This is a genomic window from Brackiella oedipodis DSM 13743, assembly GCF_000621025.1.
GTDB classification, from domain to species: domain Bacteria; phylum Pseudomonadota; class Gammaproteobacteria; order Burkholderiales; family Burkholderiaceae_B; genus Oligella; species Oligella oedipodis.
Window position 1 is genome coordinate 83,951 of record NZ_JHZJ01000009.1, and the last position, 15,572, is coordinate 99,522.

At 45.3% G+C, this 15,572-nt stretch carries 17 protein-coding genes; 7 read left to right on the top strand and 10 right to left on the bottom strand.

Features of this window, described 5'->3' with window-relative positions; all coding sequences use genetic code 11:
* Positions 1–31 precede the first annotated feature (31 nt).
* From Q335_RS0100400 to Q335_RS0100415, 4 genes are all read right to left on the bottom strand, one after another.
* Entirely contained in the window at positions 32–718 is a 687-nt protein-coding gene (locus Q335_RS0100400; RefSeq protein ID WP_028356923.1) for a Bax inhibitor-1/YccA family protein, read from the bottom strand.
* 354 nt (positions 719–1,072) lie between these two features.
* Positions 1,073–1,435, bottom strand: coding sequence for a hypothetical protein (locus Q335_RS0100405; protein ID WP_028356924.1), 363 nt, complete (start codon positions 1,433–1,435; stop codon positions 1,073–1,075).
* A 7-nt stretch (positions 1,436–1,442) separates the two neighbouring features.
* Positions 1,443–1,880, bottom strand: a complete 438-nt coding sequence (locus Q335_RS0100410; RefSeq protein WP_038369106.1) for a DNA polymerase III subunit chi — start codon at positions 1,878–1,880, stop codon at positions 1,443–1,445.
* Positions 1,870–3,375 (bottom strand): leucyl aminopeptidase, encoded by a 1,506-nt coding sequence (locus tag Q335_RS0100415; protein WP_028356926.1) that lies wholly within the window; start codon positions 3,373–3,375, stop codon positions 1,870–1,872. Before Q335_RS0100415 ends, Q335_RS0100410 begins: the two co-directional genes overlap by 11 nt.
* Before the next feature lie 57 nt (positions 3,376–3,432).
* Between Q335_RS0100415 and lptF the strand changes: the two genes are divergently transcribed.
* The 4 genes from lptF (at position 3,433) to Q335_RS0100435 (ending at position 6,365) form a co-directional block, all read left to right on the top strand.
* Positions 3,433–4,539, top strand: coding sequence for an LPS export ABC transporter permease LptF (gene lptF, locus Q335_RS0100420; protein WP_028356927.1), 1,107 nt, complete (start codon positions 3,433–3,435; stop codon positions 4,537–4,539).
* 24 nt (positions 4,540–4,563) lie between these two features.
* Positions 4,564–5,502, top strand: coding sequence for a CysB family HTH-type transcriptional regulator (locus tag Q335_RS0100425; protein WP_028356928.1), 939 nt, complete (start codon positions 4,564–4,566; stop codon positions 5,500–5,502).
* 241 nt (positions 5,503–5,743) lie between these two features.
* A complete protein-coding gene (locus tag Q335_RS0100430; protein WP_028356929.1) occupies positions 5,744–6,082 on the top strand; it encodes a DUF2325 domain-containing protein in 339 nt (112 codons plus the stop codon).
* Between the two features lie 94 nt (positions 6,083–6,176).
* Positions 6,177–6,365 (top strand): hypothetical protein, encoded by a 189-nt coding sequence (locus Q335_RS0100435; protein ID WP_028356930.1) that lies wholly within the window; start codon positions 6,177–6,179, stop codon positions 6,363–6,365.
* 241 nt (positions 6,366–6,606) lie between these two features.
* Here the strand turns inward: Q335_RS0100435 and Q335_RS08775 are convergent, their stop codons facing one another.
* Both Q335_RS08775 and Q335_RS0100445 read right to left on the bottom strand, forming a co-directional pair.
* Complete coding sequence (locus Q335_RS08775; protein ID WP_051532184.1) at positions 6,607–7,290, bottom strand: C40 family peptidase; 684 nt, start codon at positions 7,288–7,290, stop codon at positions 6,607–6,609.
* Positions 7,291–7,524: 234 nt separating this feature from the next.
* Positions 7,525–9,171, bottom strand: a complete 1,647-nt coding sequence (locus Q335_RS0100445; RefSeq protein WP_028356931.1) for an electron transfer flavoprotein-ubiquinone oxidoreductase — start codon at positions 9,169–9,171, stop codon at positions 7,525–7,527.
* A 355-nt stretch (positions 9,172–9,526) separates the two neighbouring features.
* Between Q335_RS0100445 and Q335_RS0100450 the strand changes: the two genes are divergently transcribed.
* The gene (locus tag Q335_RS0100450; RefSeq protein WP_028356932.1) at positions 9,527–10,222 is read left to right on the top strand and encodes a CoA transferase subunit A; all 696 of its coding nucleotides are present in this window, start codon (positions 9,527–9,529) and stop codon (positions 10,220–10,222) included.
* 11 nt (positions 10,223–10,233) lie between these two features.
* Positions 10,234–10,878 (top strand): 3-oxoacid CoA-transferase subunit B, encoded by a 645-nt coding sequence (locus Q335_RS0100455; RefSeq protein ID WP_028356933.1) that lies wholly within the window; start codon positions 10,234–10,236, stop codon positions 10,876–10,878.
* Between the two features lie 128 nt (positions 10,879–11,006).
* On the opposite strand, the gene Q335_RS0100460 is transcribed toward Q335_RS0100455, so the two are convergent.
* On the bottom strand, positions 11,007–12,788 hold the full coding sequence (locus Q335_RS0100460) for an aminopeptidase P family protein (protein WP_038369108.1): 1,782 nt from the start codon (positions 12,786–12,788) through the stop codon (positions 11,007–11,009).
* Positions 12,789–12,954: 166 nt separating this feature from the next.
* On the opposite strand from Q335_RS0100460, the gene Q335_RS0100465 reads away from it, so the two are divergent.
* Entirely contained in the window at positions 12,955–13,341 is a 387-nt protein-coding gene (locus Q335_RS0100465; protein ID WP_038369110.1) for a DUF423 domain-containing protein, read from the top strand.
* Between the two features lie 97 nt (positions 13,342–13,438).
* On the opposite strand, the gene rpmG is transcribed toward Q335_RS0100465, so the two are convergent.
* From rpmG to Q335_RS08780, 3 genes are all read right to left on the bottom strand, one after another.
* Positions 13,439–13,606 (bottom strand): 50S ribosomal protein L33, encoded by a 168-nt coding sequence (rpmG, locus tag Q335_RS0100470; RefSeq protein WP_028356936.1) that lies wholly within the window; start codon positions 13,604–13,606, stop codon positions 13,439–13,441.
* 44 nt (positions 13,607–13,650) lie between these two features.
* The gene (gene rpmB, locus Q335_RS0100475) at positions 13,651–13,887 is read right to left on the bottom strand and encodes a 50S ribosomal protein L28 (RefSeq protein WP_028356937.1); all 237 of its coding nucleotides are present in this window, start codon (positions 13,885–13,887) and stop codon (positions 13,651–13,653) included.
* A 287-nt stretch (positions 13,888–14,174) separates the two neighbouring features.
* Positions 14,175–15,572 carry an MATE family efflux transporter gene (locus Q335_RS08780; protein WP_038369112.1) on the bottom strand — a complete coding sequence of 466 codons (1,398 nt, stop codon included), beginning with the start codon at positions 15,570–15,572 and terminating at the stop codon, positions 14,175–14,177.

Genomic DNA, 15,572 nt, shown 5'->3' on the forward strand with positions numbered 1-15,572 from the left:
CGTTTGGGGGCTTTTAGATTGTAGTGAGTGATTAGTTGCGTGAAGACAAACCAATAATATTAAGCAAGCTCACAAAAACATTATAAATATCAAGATATAAGGTTAAGGTCGCGCTAATGTAATTAGTCTCGCCACCACGCACCACGCGTTGCACATCGACCAAGATGAAAGCAGAGAAAATCACCATGGCCAAGACAGAGATGGTCAGTGAGAGGGCAGGTACTTGGAAGAAAATATTCGCAATGCCGGCCAGAATAATCACGACAACACCCAAGAACAAGGTCTTAGACCAGGTAGAGAAGTCTTTTTTGGCAGTACTGGCAATGGTTGCCATGGTGGCAAAAATAATCCCTGTGCCACCAAAGGCCATCATGATAATTTGTGGGCCGTCTCGTAGTTGTAAGATCACACTAAGAATTGGAGAGAGCATGGCTCCCATGAAGAAGGTGAACAGGTACAACATAAAGACGCCCGTACTACTATGGCGATTACGTTCTACTAAATACATCAGACCGAAGGCACCAACAAAGAATAGCAGCGTAAAAATGCCTGGTCGCATGTGCATAAAGAATTGATAATGCATCGCGAGCATGGCACCCAATACAGTAGGCACCATGGAACTAGCGAGTAACCAATAGGTATTGCGTAGCACACGATTCTGCGTGTTGCTGACACTGGAGGAGCGTTGCTCCTGGATTTGGTTAGGAAATTGATTCATTTAGAGGCTCCAATTAAAGAGTCAAGTCATAAGAGTATCATGGACTAGACGATAGGCTTAATAGCGCTTAGTCAAGGATACGTGTATAAAACAATATAAAGATAGTTAGCGAAAGTTAGGCTATATTTACACTTATATTACTACAAAATAAATAAACAATTAAATAATAAAAATCAACAATGGCCTGCTATTTTGAGTCATTTTGAAGTCAAAAGTTCCATCGTTATTAATCAACCCGGGGCTCGTTATGCAAAGTTAAGCGTTGCTCAAGCACTCATGCCCAATCCTTAGAAGACTTCTGTAGACTCAGGTAAGAAGACTCACGTAAAGGCTACCTCTGGCATGTACTATGCACTACAAACCATGCTTGCTGAGCTCTCTGTCGATTCTAGTGCTGATGCGCTGACGGGCGAATTCCAACTCTTCATCGATAATTTCATCGACAGTGGCCTTAAGACTTGAAGACTTGGCAGCATACTCATAGGCAGGCGGCTCAGTGCTTGATGGTCTGGAGACCGGGTTGTGATAGGTCGCCCCAGGAGTTTGTAATGGTACCGCAGCAGCTGGGGTATCTGGATGCTGCGTACCAAGCACAGGATAATCCTCTTGTGCAACGTCCTCAGGGTCGGGCCCTGCTGGACGCAGTACTGGTAAATCGTCATCCTCAAAGCGCTCATGTTGCGGGGCATTGGGACGTTTACGGAACAAAATACTCATTAGTGATTTACTCCTTAAGCAATCTGGAATGCAGCTCAACGCCTTGAGCTTTATAGTGGCGCCAGCGTTCTCGAGCTAATTCAAGATCTTTTTGGTGCGTTGACACCACCTCCAAGATACGAGGGTAGTTTTTGTAATTGGGCGGACACTCTACGTCCAGATTGAGTAACCAAAACTTTTTGTCAGTGCCTGTAGGAGGCAGTGGCAATTGCGGACAAATAACGACATCAAGCGGCTTAGCTGGCATCGTATCTAAGACAAACTCATGCGCGATAAAGGCCGTGTCCTGTACGGCCCATAAGGCTTTACTAAAAGCCAGATTGCGTTTTTCATCGGCGCAGTAAACAAACACCTGCTCCTGACGTTGGTACAAGGTTTGGACGATTTGAGCCGCCTTGACGAGACGATTTTGGGCGCCAAAGGCAAAATCCACCCTAACGTTCATCTTGGACGCGATTGAGTAAGTATTGCGCGAGCAAAGGTACAGGACGGCCAATCGCGCCCTTGTCTTCACCATTTTTGTTCCATGCTGTGCCGGCAATATCCAAATGAGCCCATGGGTAATTTTTGGCAAAACGCGATAAGAAGCAAGCCGCCGTGACCGAACCCGCTTCACGACCACCGATATTAGCCATATCGGCGTAGTGGCTTTTCAGTTGTTCTTGGTAGGCGTCATCTAAAGGCATTGGCCAAGCTTTGTCTTGAGCTTCTTGGCCGGCGTTTTGGAGAGATCTGAGTAGGGCTTCGTTATTACTATAAAGTCCCGTATTGACTGAGCCCAGGGCAATAACGCAAGCGCCCGTCAGCGTCGCCATATCAATCACAGCCGCTGGTTTGAAACGTTCAGCATAGGTGAGGGCATCACACAGTACTAAACGGCCCTCAGCATCAGTGTTGAGCACTTCGATGGTTTGACCAGACATACTGGTAATGACATCACCCGGCTTAGTGGCTTTGCCACTTGGCATATTTTCGGTGGCGGCCACTATACCGATGACATCTTGGCTGTATTGAGCCTCAGCTAGAAAGCGCATCACGCCAAAGACCGTAGCTGCGCCACACATATCCCATTTCATTTCGTCCATGCCCAAACCTGGTTTCAGAGAGATACCGCCGCTATCGAAAGTCACGCCTTTGCCGACGAGGACGACGGGCGCTTGTTGACTGTCTTTTTTGGTGCCTTGATATTTCATGACAATAAAACGTGGCGGTTGCTCGGTGCCCGCCGCAACCGCAAGAAAGGCACCCATTTTGAGACTTTCGATTTGTTTTCTTTCGAGAATCTCGACCTTGATAGATTTAAATTCTTTGGCGAGGCTCTTGGCTTGATCTGCTAAATAAGTAGGCGTACAAATATTGGCCGGTAGGTTTCCTAAATGGCGTGTTAATTTCATGCCTGCAGCAATCGCTCGACCTTCTGCTAAGCCGTCTTGTGCAGCTGTTGTATGGTTTTTGGCGATACTGAAGGTGACGGTTTGTAAATGCACACTAGGTGCTGGGCGTTGCGTGATGGTCGTGTGATAAAAATAGCTGGCGTTGTGTAAGGCGCGAGCCGCAAGACGGGCTTTGTGGTGTACTCCTAAGCCATCACAATCGACCTCCAAGAGGGTATTAGTGGCTTGCTCAATAGAAAGCTCATTTAGGATAGAAAAAAGTTGGCGATGTATTTTTAGTAAGGCGTTCGCGTTATAATCGTCTTTCTTACCTAAACCCATTAAAATAACACGCTGCGCGGCAACGCCTTCTAGATTGCGCAAAATTAAATACTTAGCGAGGCTGGCTTTAAATTCTTTTTTTAGGAGCTCAGCAATCACGTTGTGTGATGCAAGATCAAGAACAGAGGCCGCTTCTGTCAGGCTCCCATCTTCAAAGACGCCAATAATCAGCGCAGGAGTTTTTAGTTGTTGATAAGCTTGCGTTGTTTGTGTCTGAAATTGCATTTTTGTCCCTGTAATTGTTTAAACTATAAACCAGTATTTTAGCCTTTATAAATCCCTATGTCGCTTTTTAAACGTTCCATCACCGCCGAAATCTGCAGTCATGGCGGTGTCGTATTCTCTACCTTAATCGTTGTTTGGTTAAGTGTTTTATTGGTACGTTTATTAGGCGAAGCGGTTCAAGGTACGATTGGCACCGATATTGTCTTAGGCATTGCGGCCCTATCGACGATTACGGCCTTGCCGACGATTCTAACCGTCGCCTTGTTTATTGCGGTATTGGTGACTATCTCTCGTAATTACCGCGAATCCGAAATGGTAGTGTGGTTTTCGAGCGGACAATCCATTCTAAACTGGCTCACACCGATAAGTATCGTGGCTATTCCCACGACTGTTGTGATCGCCTTTCTCTCAATTCAAGGCTCACCTTGGGCTTATAGCCAAATCGAGGAATATCGTCAGCGCTTTGAGCAGCGCTCAGATTTTTCGAAAGTGGCACAAGGACAATTTCTCGAAACCGGTGGGGGCTCGCGGGTCATTTTTATTGAGTCCTCCGATAACAAAGAATACCCAATGGGTCGCGTCTTTGCGACTGCCGTCGAAAAAGGGTGGGAGACCATTATTACGGCAAAATACGCACGCTTTAGGACCAATAATGATAACGAGAAATTCGTCGATTTAGGCCCCGGCAATCGGTATGACAACGAAATTGGCACGGCTCGCTTTCGCATTGCTAAATTTGATAACTATACGCTTCGCATAGAAAGTCACAAGGACGTCAGTGACGATAAAATTCACGAGCTCATCCAAAGTAAACTCAAGGCCAGACAATTTGGCAAGCTCCTAAGCGATGATAATCCAAAGAGCGATGCCCAAATTATGTGGCGTTTGTCATTGCCACTGGCGGCTCTCAACTTAGCCTTATTGGCGATTCCATTGGGCGCTGTTAATCCCCGACTAGGGCGTTCTCTGAACCTGGTGATCGCTGGTCTGATCGCTTTGTTCTATATGAATTTAATCAATTTGGTTCGAGGTTGGATTGCTAACGATCAATTGAATTTTATGGTGGGGACGATAACTCTAAATGCACTGGCTTCGATTTTGTGCGTATACTTATTCTGGCGCGCTTTGCATGTCAAAAAACCTCGTGCACCCCGTGCCACTTAGTGCTTATTACAACGGTAGAAATGCATGAACCTGCATCAATTTAAGTTTATCCAAGAAACGATTCGCCATAATTTTAATTTGACTGAAGCAGCTCGTGCGCTTTATACCTCACAACCCGGTATTTCTAAGGCTATTATCGAACTCGAAAATGAATTAGGTTTACGTATTTTTGAGCGCTATGGCAAACGGATCAAGGGCTTGACCCAACAAGGTAAAGAAATCATTAAAGTGATTGATACCATTATGCATGAGATCGATAATCTCAAAAAGCTCAGTAATGAGTTATCGCAACCTGATGACGGCACCTTATTAATTGGTTGTACCCATACTCAAGCCCGTTATTATTTGCCAGACCTGATTCTCAAATTCAAACAACGCTATCCCAAGGTCAAAATTTCAATCGTTGAAGGCAATCCCGAGCAGTTAGCCAAAATGGTCTTACAAGAGCGCGCGGATATTGTTTTTGCTACAGAAACACTCTACAAAACCGAAGGTTTAGTGACGCTACCCTGCTATGACTGGCATCATGTCTTAGTGATGAACAATAATCATCCACTCACCGAGCTAACGTCTAGTCAAGCCCGTAATATCAGCCTCGAGACCATTGCTCAATACCCCATTATTACTTACGATCCAAAATTTTCAGGACGCAGCAAAATAGATGCCGCTTTTCAGCAAGCCGGTTTGCAACCCGAAATTATTCTTGAAGCGATTGATTCCGATGTCATCAAAACCTATGTCAATCTTGGTATGGGTGTCGGGATTATCGCCGAGATGGCGTTTGATCCTCGGCGCGATCAAGGCATGAGCGGTATTCCCGTTGGACATTTATTTGGCACCAATCGCACGCATTTAGCCTTTCGTAAGGATATTTTTATTCGCGCTTATATTATGGATTTCTTGATTATGTGCTCGAGTGGCATGGATAGGGACTCTTTATTTGAGCTTCTTGAGAGAGTTTAAACAGCCCCCAAAAGCAGAATCTAGAAAGTCTCTAAGTCAAGCTTGTCACTTGCTTAATTAGACGACATAAAAAGCAGCCATCAGGCTGCTTTTTTGTGTGAGAGCGACGGTCCTCTGAGTTAGATTTTTATTAATAAAAACTATTAAAAATATTTGATAATAAAAAACTTTTAGTTGAAAGTTTGAATGCAAATAGTAATAATTATCATTACCGATTTAACCAAGGGAATGATATATGGACATGACACAAGCATTGATAGTGGGTGCCGATAAGCTTGGCAACCTACCCCTACTACTCAAAGAACACAATATCGAAATTGGTCATCACATTACAGGTCGTGATACCTCTCACCAAAAGAAAGTATTAAGCCTACCCAATGGCACTAAATTAGTGATTTTGTTGACGGACTTCTTGGGTCACAACGTGATGAAATCTTTCCGTGGTGCTGCCCAAAAAGAGGGCGTGCAAGTGATGGCTTGTAGACGCTCTAAGGCCAGTATGCAGCAAGCACTGACCCAATGCGGTTTCTGCTCGAATTGCGCGAACTGCCCGAACCGCCAAAATCTCAAAAAACATTAATTAGCAAACCTGGGCTAATCCACTTAGCAACGGACTAGCGTCCATAATCGTCGTCTGCTTTTACCTGACATTGACTTTATAAAAAGGAATTATCATGCAATGGGCTTTTCAATTACAAAAGATTTTGATTGCTTTAATCGCCATGGTCGTTCTATGTAGTTCGATTGGTTTTAAAGTCAATTACAATTTAGGTGAAAACAGCCTAAAATGGTCGAGTTTGCGCGTATTTATTAAGACTGAGCCACAGTTTCAAATGCTTTATTTACTACCAGAAGCGCGCTAGTAATGCGTCTGATCACCCTAGACCGTGTTGCTTGCATACTAGCCATTAAGCGTTTGCGATTAGTCAGATAGCTCAGCGCTTGCAGGTCTGAGCGGCCACACAGAGTGACCGCTGTACACAAAAGCCCCCATACCAAAAATGGTTGGGGGCTTAGTCATGACCGTTTCAAGCCGTTGCCAAGAAAATAGAAATGCGCTTAGCTCTCATGGTTACATAGGATCTAAGCGCAAAATTAAATAATTTAGAAGTGGACTTTTTGGGTGGTGGTACTGAGTCGACGAGCGCCGTTGTAGCGCTTATCCCAGTAGGCACTGATTTTTTCGACGCGAACCGTGGCGCCCGTGCGCGGCGCGTGAATGAATTCGTTATTGCCTAAATAAATGCCCACATGTGAATTACGGTGGCCACGCGTATTAAAAAATACTAAATCACCCGGTTGGAGGTCAGCACGACTCACACTCGTGCCAATATGTGCTTGTTTAGCGGCAACGCGAGGAATGCTAAGACCAAGGTGTTTGTCGGCGATGTATTTGATCAATCCACTGCAATCAAAACCACCAGGTGTAGCGCCACCGAATTTATATTTCACCCCTAAGTAGTTCAGGGCGGCTTCTGCTAATTCACTATTAAGATCACTCTCGAAGTTAATGGAATCAGATCCATTGGCACCATTGATTAACAGGGCAATTTGATCCGTGTTGTTATTGCTAGAGAGGCCTTTGGGTTGCGGCGTGTAGGCGACTCTTTGCACTTCGATGTGATTCTTGGGCTGAGTTTGCGTTTGGGTGCTGCGAATAAAATCACCAATCGTGTCTTCTTGGGGAGCAGCGTGAGCGAGCGATGTGCTAAGTAGTAAGCCAAAAGGTACTAAAACAGCACTAAGCGCATTGCTAAATCGTGTAAATCGAGCAAAAGAGGGTGGCATGGTTGTCACTTATCATTGGCAGGGGTTAATCTGTACGGTGGGCTCTGTAAAACAGATTCCTAAAAGTTTATATAGTTTGTAATTTTTTTACAAGGCTTTTTACATTTAAAAGGCAAAGATTTGATTTAAAAGCAATTATTTGGTTTTTTAAACGAAAAAAAGCGCTGTTTTTGCGGCAAAAACAGCGCCAATTGGGGCTTTAAATGAGAATTATTAACGTTGCTAATTCACCACTTACATGCCACTATAAATGGGACCCTCACCACCTTCTGGGGTGACCCAAACAATGTTTTGGGTGGGATCCTTGATATCACAGGTCTTACAGTGCACACAGTTTTGAGAGTTGATTTGTAACTGCTCTTTACCCTCCTCATTTTGGATGAACTCATACACGCCCGCAGGGCAATAACGCTGCTCAGGTCCGGCATATTCTTCTAGATTGATACGTACCGGGACCGTAGGATCTTTGAGTTTGAGGTGGCACGGCTCATCTTCGCGGTGGTTGGTATTAGAGAAGGACACCGAAGTGAGTCGATCAAAGGTGATTTTGCCATCGGGTTTAGGGTAGTCGATTTTTTGACATTGAGCCGCTGGCAATAAGCACTCATGGTCGGCCTTGCTGTGGTGAATGGTCCATGGGAATTTACCATTGAGGATTTTTTGTTCGAGACCGGTCATGAGGATGGCAATTTTGCGGCCTTTTTTGAACCAGTTTTTAAAGTTGCGTGCCTTGTAAAGCTCATCGTATAACCATGATTTTTCAAAAGCTTGTGGGTATTCAGTCAGCTCATCTTGGGCTCTGTCTGCCTTGAGGGCATTGAAAATCGCATCAGCGCATAACATACCTGATTTAATGGCAGCATGGCTACCCTTAATGCGTGAGGCATTGAGGTAGCCGGCATCACAGCCGACTAAGGCGCCACCTGGGAAGACCGTTTTGGGCAATGAAAGCAAGCCCCCAGCGGCAATCGCTCGAGCGCCATAGGCTAAGCGTTTACCGTTTTCGAGGTAAATGCGAATATCTGGATGCGTTTTGAAGCGCTGAAATTCCTGATACGGTGAGAGGTAAGGGTTTTTGTAGTCTAGTCCTACAATAAAACCAATAGCCACTAAATTGTCGTTGAGATGATATAAGAAAGAACCGCCATAAGTATCGGTATCGAGTGGCCAACCCGCTGTGTGAATAGCCAGACCTGGTTGGGATTTTTGGGGATCAATCTCCCAGAGTTCTTTGATACCAATGCCGTAGCTTTGGGGATCTTTGCCTTCGGCTAGTTTGAATTTATTGATTAGTTCACGACCTAAGTGGCCACGTGCGCCTTCTGCAAACACAGTGTATTTGGCGAGTAATTCCATACCTGGTTGATAGTCGGCGGATTCTGAACCGTCACGGTTTAGACCCATAACACCGGCGACGACACCTTTTACGGCGCCATTTTTGTCGTAGACGATCTCGCTAGCCGCAAAACCAGGAAATACATCGATTTCTAGGGCTTCGGCTTGTTCGCCTAGCCAACGTGTGAGTTCACCCAAGCGTACAATGTAATTGCCGTGATTCTGGAAACAGGAGGGTAGCAACCAATCGGGTGTTTTTTTGGAGCTGCTTTCGTTCAGGAATAAAAAGCGGTCTTCTTTGACCTCTGCATTCATAGGCGCCCCTTGCTCTTTCCAGTCGGGGATGAGCTCTGTCAGTGCCTTGGGATCCATAATCGCCCCAGACAAAATATGGGCACCGATTTCAGGAGCTTTTTCGAGCACACAAATGCTGTAATCCTGGTTATTTGCTTGGCATAGTTTTTTTAGGTGAATCGCAGTTGCCAAACCGGCGGGACCACCGCCGACGATGACAACGTCATATTCCATTTGTTCGCGTTCGCTCATAAGAGTCTGTGCTCCTTGAAATAAAATATTTTTATAATTTGTGACTAAAATTAGCTAAAACGAGGCTTATGGCCCAAAAGTTTAATTAAATATTTTAGCTAAACTAGACTATAGGCATCGCTGTAACAGCACTTAATAAAAAATAAAATGGCTGTCTAAGTACTTGAAATATAAAAATCTAATACTGAAAATCCCAAAAATGTACTAAACTAAAACGTGTGTTTGACACAGTAGACGGTGTCCACAGAAATAGAATGGGTGACTTTCCAGTGGCTTAAGCAACTTTCAGTTATAGCCAACTTTCAACGATTAATAAATTATGGAAAGTCTGTATTTTGCTTTTAAGGAGACAACCATGGATAAAGTTTATCCAAATGCCCAAGTGGCACTTGCCGACATTGTGGCTGATGATCAAATGATCGCTGTCGGCGGTTTTGGTTTATGTGGTATTCCAGAATTACTCATAGAGGCGCTGCAAGCCAGTCAAGTCAAGGGGCTAACATGTATTAGTAACAATGCTGGTGTCGATGATAAGGGCCTGGGCAAGTTACTCTATAGCCGCCAAATCAAAAAAATGATCGCCTCCTATGTAGGCGAGAATAAAGAATTCGAACGTCAATTTTTATCCGGTGAGGTCGAGGTCGAATTTAGTCCGCAAGGCACCATGGCTGAGCGTTTGCGTGCCGGTGGTGCGGGCATTCCTGCCTTTTATACCGCTACCGGCGTGGGAACCCTGATTGCAGAAGGCAAAGAAGAGCGACAATTTAATGGTCGTACTTATATTCTCGAGACGGGCTTGGTGCCTGATATCGCCCTCGTAAAAGCCTACAAGGCCGATCGTAGCGGTAACCTAGTCTTTCGTAAAACAGCCCGTAATTTTAATCCAGATGCGGCTATGGCTGGACGTATCACTGTGGTTGAGGTCGAACACCTGGTCGAGGTCGGAGAGATTGAACCTGATCAGGTCCACTTACCAGGGATTTTTGTACATCGCATTGTCCACAACCGCAATCCCCAAAAATACATAGAACAACGTACATTACGATCATAAGGAGACACAACATGGCTTGGACAAGAGAGCAAATGGCCCAGCGCGTGGCTAAAGAACTCAAAGATGGTTTTTATGTCAATTTAGGCATTGGTATGCCGACCTTAGTGGCCAATTATATTCCCGATGATGTCGATGTGTATTTGCAATCCGAAAACGGCTTGCTCGGCATCGGACCATTTCCCACCGAGGATGAGCTGGATGCTGACTTAATCAATGCCGGTAAACAAACAATTACCACCCGAGCGGGTGCCGCATTTTTTTCTTCTTCCGAATCATTTGCCATGATTCGCGCTGGTAAAGTCAATCTCGCTATTTTAGGCGGTATGGAAGTTTCCGAAAAAGGTGATTTGGCCAACTGGATGATCCCCGGCAAAAAAGTCAAAGGCATGGGCGGCGCGATGGATTTGGTCGCTGGTGTGCAAAAAGTGATTGTGATGATGGATTTTGTGGCACATGCCAAAGACGGTTCTACGTCCCCAAAAGTGCTCAAAGAATGTCATTTACCGCTGACAGGCGTCGGGGTAGTGAATATGATTGTCAGTGATTTAGGGGTGCTTGAAGTAACCGACAAAGGCCTGGTGGTGACCGAGTTAGCGCCTGAGGTCACTTTTGAGGAAATCCAATCCAAGACACCCGTGTCATTGCTTCAGGCCTAGAGAGCTAAAAGCTTTCGGCGTCACTTGGCATTCGCTATACCTAGTGATATGTAAAACCCCCATGCTCGTTTTGATCGACTGGGGGTTTTTTGTGGCGGTACTAAAGACTAAAAACTAAAAACTAAAAACTATAGTTCTTGGCAGCGTTCAGTCAGCCATTCTAGTGCCGCACCCTTGAGGGAACCGTGCAAACGCTCATAAACCATGGCATGGTATTGGTTCAGCCACTCAATTTCTTCATGGCTCATGAGTTTGAGATCAATACAACGGCTATCGATAGGGCACAGGGTGAGGGTTTCAAAGCGGCTAAATTGCCCAAACTCAGTCGTCTCGGCGGCATAGCAATACATGAGATTTTCTATGCGAATGCCCCATTCATGCGGTCGATATAAGCCAGGCTCATTGGAGGTAATCATGCCGTCACGCATGGCGGTATGAGGTCGTTGATAAGCAGGATGGGCAATCACTTGAGGGCCTTCGTGCACATTCAAAAAATAGCCCACACCATGGCCTGTGCCATGACCGAAATCAAGACCAGCCTGCCACAATGGCTGGCGCGCATACATGTCCAGCAAGGGCGCCGGAATATTACTAGGAAAAACTGCCTGACTCAGTTGAATCATGCCTTTGAGGACAATTGTGAAATCGCGTTTTTGAGCTTTGCTAGGTTTCCCAATAGGTATAACTCGCGTGATATCGGTAGTGCCATTCAGGTATTGGGCACCTGAGTCAATGAGCAACAGGCCATTGCCTTGGATTACGGCATGAGATTGAGGAGTGGCTCGATAATGGGGTAGGGCGCCATTGCCATTAAAACCAGCGATCGTTGCAAAACTCAAACTTACAAAATTCGGATCTTGGGCGCGATATGCGGTCAGTTGTTCATCTACATCTAACTCGGTTAGGGTTTTGCCACTTTGTAATTGGTGCTCGAAGTCACTAAAGAATTGACATAGAGCGATACCATCTTGAATCATGGCTTGTCGTACATGCGCGATCTCATCAGGCGTTTTGAGCGCTTTAAAGCGTTGACTTGGATTCAAAGCTTGTTGCAGTTGTCCCATATAAGGCTGCACTAAACCAAAGACCACGCGATTCGCATCCACAAGTAGGGTGTCTTGCTGAATTTGCTCGAGGGTATGTGCAATCGCCTCATAAGCGAGGACCTCGACTCCATCGGCTTGCAGGGCTTGAATGATTTTATCGTCGAGCTGCTCGGGATTGACGTGTAAATAGGCACGCTCTTGGGCAATTAATAAATGGCCTAAAAAGACGGGATTATAGTCGACATCGCTACCTCTTAAGTTTAAGCACCAAGCCATATCATCTAAAGAAGAAATTAAATGCCAGCGGCAACCTTGTTGGCTCATGGCGTCGCGAACCATTTGTAATTTCTGGGCGCGGCTGTGGCCTACATATTGAGATTCGTGAGCATAAATGGCCGCTTGGCTCAGACGCGGGCGATCTTGCCAAATGGATTTCAGTAAATCGACAGAAGTTTGAAACTGCAAATGTTTTGCTTGTAATTGTTCGCTAAGTTGCTGATATAAGGCAAGGCTAAGGGTCATGCCATCACACGCGACGTTGTCGCCTGGCTGGAGGTATTGTGCGAGCCAGCTGCATAAGCTAGGGGTTTTTGCTTGGCCGAGTTTTTGTAGGCTAAAACCGCTATCTTGTAATTGCTGACCCGCTTGCTCCCAATAGCGGCTATCCGTCCACAAAGCGGCTTCATCCTGAGTGATCGCCAGAAAACCAGCCGAACCATCAAAGCCACTTAGCCAAGCGCGCTGTTGCCAATGCGCCGGCAAGTATTCCGACAAGTGAGGATCCGCTGAAAACACAATATAGCCTTGGATATTGTGTGCTTGCATGGCTTGTCTTAAGGCTTGAAGGTTTTTTTTGCTTTGCATTTGAATTGGCCTCTAAGTTGGTTAATCAAGATCTATTATTATAGTGGATGTCTTGTGTCGCTAGAAAAAAGCATTCGGCATCCTGGTGTACATGGACTTGTTTTGTATCAAAACCTAGCGCCAAGACTCTCTGTTGGTATGACTGTTTTTTAAAAAAGAGGAAAAAATGCGTGTGTTTATTGTGTTAGCAGCGCTATTAGGCTTAAGCGCTGTGGGCTTGGGAGCGTATGGAGCGCATGGACTCACGGCCTTTGCATCAGAACGTTATTTGCAGCTATGGCAAACAGCGGTGCATTATCAGGCTATTCACAGTTTAAGTATCTTGGCCGTGGCGATTTTGGCATTATGGCAACCTGGGCGCCTTTTGACGTGGGCGGCGGCATGCATGGTACTTGGGGTGTTGATGTTTAGTGGCAGTTTATATGCGATTGTTCTGATGAATGTGCATGATTTAGGCATGATTACCCCAATCGGTGGCACCTTGTTGATGATTGGCTGGCTCTTATTGGCTATCGGGGCGTTTGGACTCAAGCAACGCCTGCCCTCCATCTAACAAAAAAGTAGAACCACAGCGACAAAAAAGCCTGCATGACCAGAAGTGATGCAGGCTTAATTCAATATTAAAAAATCAATACTGAAAACGTCACTAATTACTTAAGTTTAGTTTCTTTGTATTCAACGTGTTTACGTGCCACTGGATCAAATTTTTTGATCAGCATTTTTTCGGGCATATTACGTTTGTTTTTGGTAGTGGTATAGAAGTGACCCGTACCAGCCGTAGATTCTAGTTTGATTTTTTCGCGAACACCTTTAGCCATGATATTTCCTTATAGGTTATGTTGGATTCTGAATTGCTGGGCAATTAAATGGATTGACCGTTAGCACGCATTTCGGCGACAACGGCTTCGATGCCTTTTTTGTCGATAGTGCGCAAGGCGCTAGTGGAAATGCGCAAACGAATCCAACGGCTTTCGCTCTCGAGCCAGAAACGGCGAGTTTGAAGATTAGGTAAGAAACGACGCTTAGTTTTGTTGTTAGCGTGAGAGATATTGTTACCCACTAAAGGGCGTTTACCTGTAACTTGGCAGACCTTAGCCATGATTAAATCCTTATTACAAAATAGTTGAGGTGCAGTAACATTGCAGGTTCGATTTTTGGCCCGAACCAGCCTTCTTGATCCCAATGTGTTCATTTGATACGCTCAAATCACTTTGACTTTTGACCATCTAATTTAAGCCTAAATCTATATACCAGCGGTATATCAATTCTTTGGCGCCACACTGAGAGTCCATTATTATATATTTAAAAACAAGTAAAATCAATGTTTTATAGCGGTTTTGCGACAAAAACACAACGTCATCAGTAATCAAGCCTGCTGGTCAAAGGCTACGTCTTATTATTGGCAAATCGAGCCATGGCATTGCGATGTGTATGCATATACCAATAAAGGAGCGTAATGGTGCTCACCACTAAGCTGCAGGCGGCCATCAACCACAAACTAGACACTCCTGTAGGGACACCCGGCGTCAGGATATCGCTGACCATCGATAAGGCGCCACGCGCTGAACCGTAACCAAATAAATAACCCCCACCTAAGCCTAAAACCAGTAAGCTCATGCCCTGCAATATAAATGGCAAAATAGCGACTCGATGGGCTCGCAACACAAAAATGCTCATGCACTGCAAGACGTCGAAGAAGTGAAAATAAGGAATAAAAGCGATCAAACCACCTACAAGTCCCAGGGTTTGCGGAATAGACGTATAAGCGTTGGCAATGTCCTGCTTAAAGACGATCACAATGATGATAGTGAGTAGGGCGCCAGCCATAGCTATAATAAAACCAGTGACGATAATTTGGTGCGCTAAGGCTGGCTTTTTGGCCCCTAAATACTGGGCCGCTAGGGCAGAGGTAGCAATTGCAAAGGCCATCGGCATCATATAGGTAATGCCAATTAAGTTCGACATAATCTGGTGCGCCCCAGACGCATATAGCCCCTCGCGCGCCGCTAAAAGCGCCATAAAGGTAAAGGAACTGACTTCGACTAAATAAGATCCCCCCATTGGGATACCTAATCGCAGCAATTCCTTTAATAAAGCCGCCACGGGTTTACGAAAACGCAAATCAAATTGCGCATAAAATGGGTCTTTTTGGACCAAGACGACGCCTGCGATGAGCGTGACCCAGGCGACCAAACACGTCGCAAGCGCAGCGCCGGTACTGCCCAAATCCAAAGTAAAAATAAATATGTAATTACCGATGGCTTTGACTGCAATCCCTGCCACACTCAAATACATCACTAGACGGCTTTTTTGGGTGGCGGTACAGAGGGAATAAATCACACGAAATAGCAGTATGGCTGGTAAAGCGGCCGCACACACATGTAAATAGGTATTGACCTGCTGCTTGACTGTCGCGCTGAGATTGCCAGACATCGCTAACAAATAGTTGGGATTGATGAGCAATAAAATACCGAGAATAGTGGCACCAATAGCCAACCAAATACCTTGACTCCAGAACTCGCCCACACGCTTTATTTGGCCACTACCAATGGTCTGTGAAAAAATCGGGATCAAGGCATGTACCACGCCCATCAATGTAATGTTAATCGTAATAAAAATTGATGTGGCCAAAGAAATGGTCTGCACCGATTGAGCACTGTAGTGCCCTAACATCATGGTATCGAGTACCGCATAAGAAATACCGGCCCATTCGCTGATAAGAATGGGCCAAGCTTGCTTGAGAATAAGCGCAAAAAAACCACGCTCTTGAAGAGTTGACTGCAT

Excerpts from the sequence above, each read along its gene's own strand:
- Q335_RS0100400 (WP_028356923.1), bottom strand. The coding sequence starts at position 718 with ATGAATCAATTTCCTAACCAAATCCAGGAGCAACGCTCCTCCAGTGTC.
- Q335_RS0100405 (WP_028356924.1), bottom strand. The coding sequence starts at position 1,435 with ATGAGTATTTTGTTCCGTAAACGTCCCAATGCCCCGCAACATGAGCGC.
- Q335_RS0100410 (WP_038369106.1), bottom strand. The coding sequence starts at position 1,880 with ATGAACGTTAGGGTGGATTTTGCCTTTGGCGCCCAAAATCGTCTCGTC.
- Q335_RS0100415 (WP_028356926.1), bottom strand. The coding sequence starts at position 3,375 with ATGCAATTTCAGACACAAACAACGCAAGCTTATCAACAACTAAAAACT.
- lptF (WP_028356927.1), top strand. The coding sequence starts at position 3,433 with ATGTCGCTTTTTAAACGTTCCATCACCGCCGAAATCTGCAGTCATGGC.
- Q335_RS0100425 (WP_028356928.1), top strand. The coding sequence starts at position 4,564 with ATGAACCTGCATCAATTTAAGTTTATCCAAGAAACGATTCGCCATAAT.
- Q335_RS0100430 (WP_028356929.1), top strand. The coding sequence starts at position 5,744 with ATGACACAAGCATTGATAGTGGGTGCCGATAAGCTTGGCAACCTACCC.
- Q335_RS0100435 (WP_028356930.1), top strand. The coding sequence starts at position 6,177 with ATGCAATGGGCTTTTCAATTACAAAAGATTTTGATTGCTTTAATCGCC.
- Q335_RS08775 (WP_051532184.1), bottom strand. The coding sequence starts at position 7,290 with ATGCCACCCTCTTTTGCTCGATTTACACGATTTAGCAATGCGCTTAGT.
- Q335_RS0100445 (WP_028356931.1), bottom strand. The coding sequence starts at position 9,171 with ATGAGCGAACGCGAACAAATGGAATATGACGTTGTCATCGTCGGCGGT.
- Q335_RS0100450 (WP_028356932.1), top strand. The coding sequence starts at position 9,527 with ATGGATAAAGTTTATCCAAATGCCCAAGTGGCACTTGCCGACATTGTG.
- Q335_RS0100455 (WP_028356933.1), top strand. The coding sequence starts at position 10,234 with ATGGCTTGGACAAGAGAGCAAATGGCCCAGCGCGTGGCTAAAGAACTC.
- Q335_RS0100460 (WP_038369108.1), bottom strand. The coding sequence starts at position 12,788 with ATGCAAAGCAAAAAAAACCTTCAAGCCTTAAGACAAGCCATGCAAGCA.
- Q335_RS0100465 (WP_038369110.1), top strand. The coding sequence starts at position 12,955 with ATGCGTGTGTTTATTGTGTTAGCAGCGCTATTAGGCTTAAGCGCTGTG.
- rpmG (WP_028356936.1), bottom strand. The coding sequence starts at position 13,606 with ATGGCTAAAGGTGTTCGCGAAAAAATCAAACTAGAATCTACGGCTGGT.
- rpmB (WP_028356937.1), bottom strand. The coding sequence starts at position 13,887 with ATGGCTAAGGTCTGCCAAGTTACAGGTAAACGCCCTTTAGTGGGTAAC.
- Q335_RS08780 (WP_038369112.1), bottom strand. The coding sequence starts at position 15,572 with ATGCAGTCAACTCTTCAAGAGCGTGGTTTTTTTGCGCTTATTCTCAAG.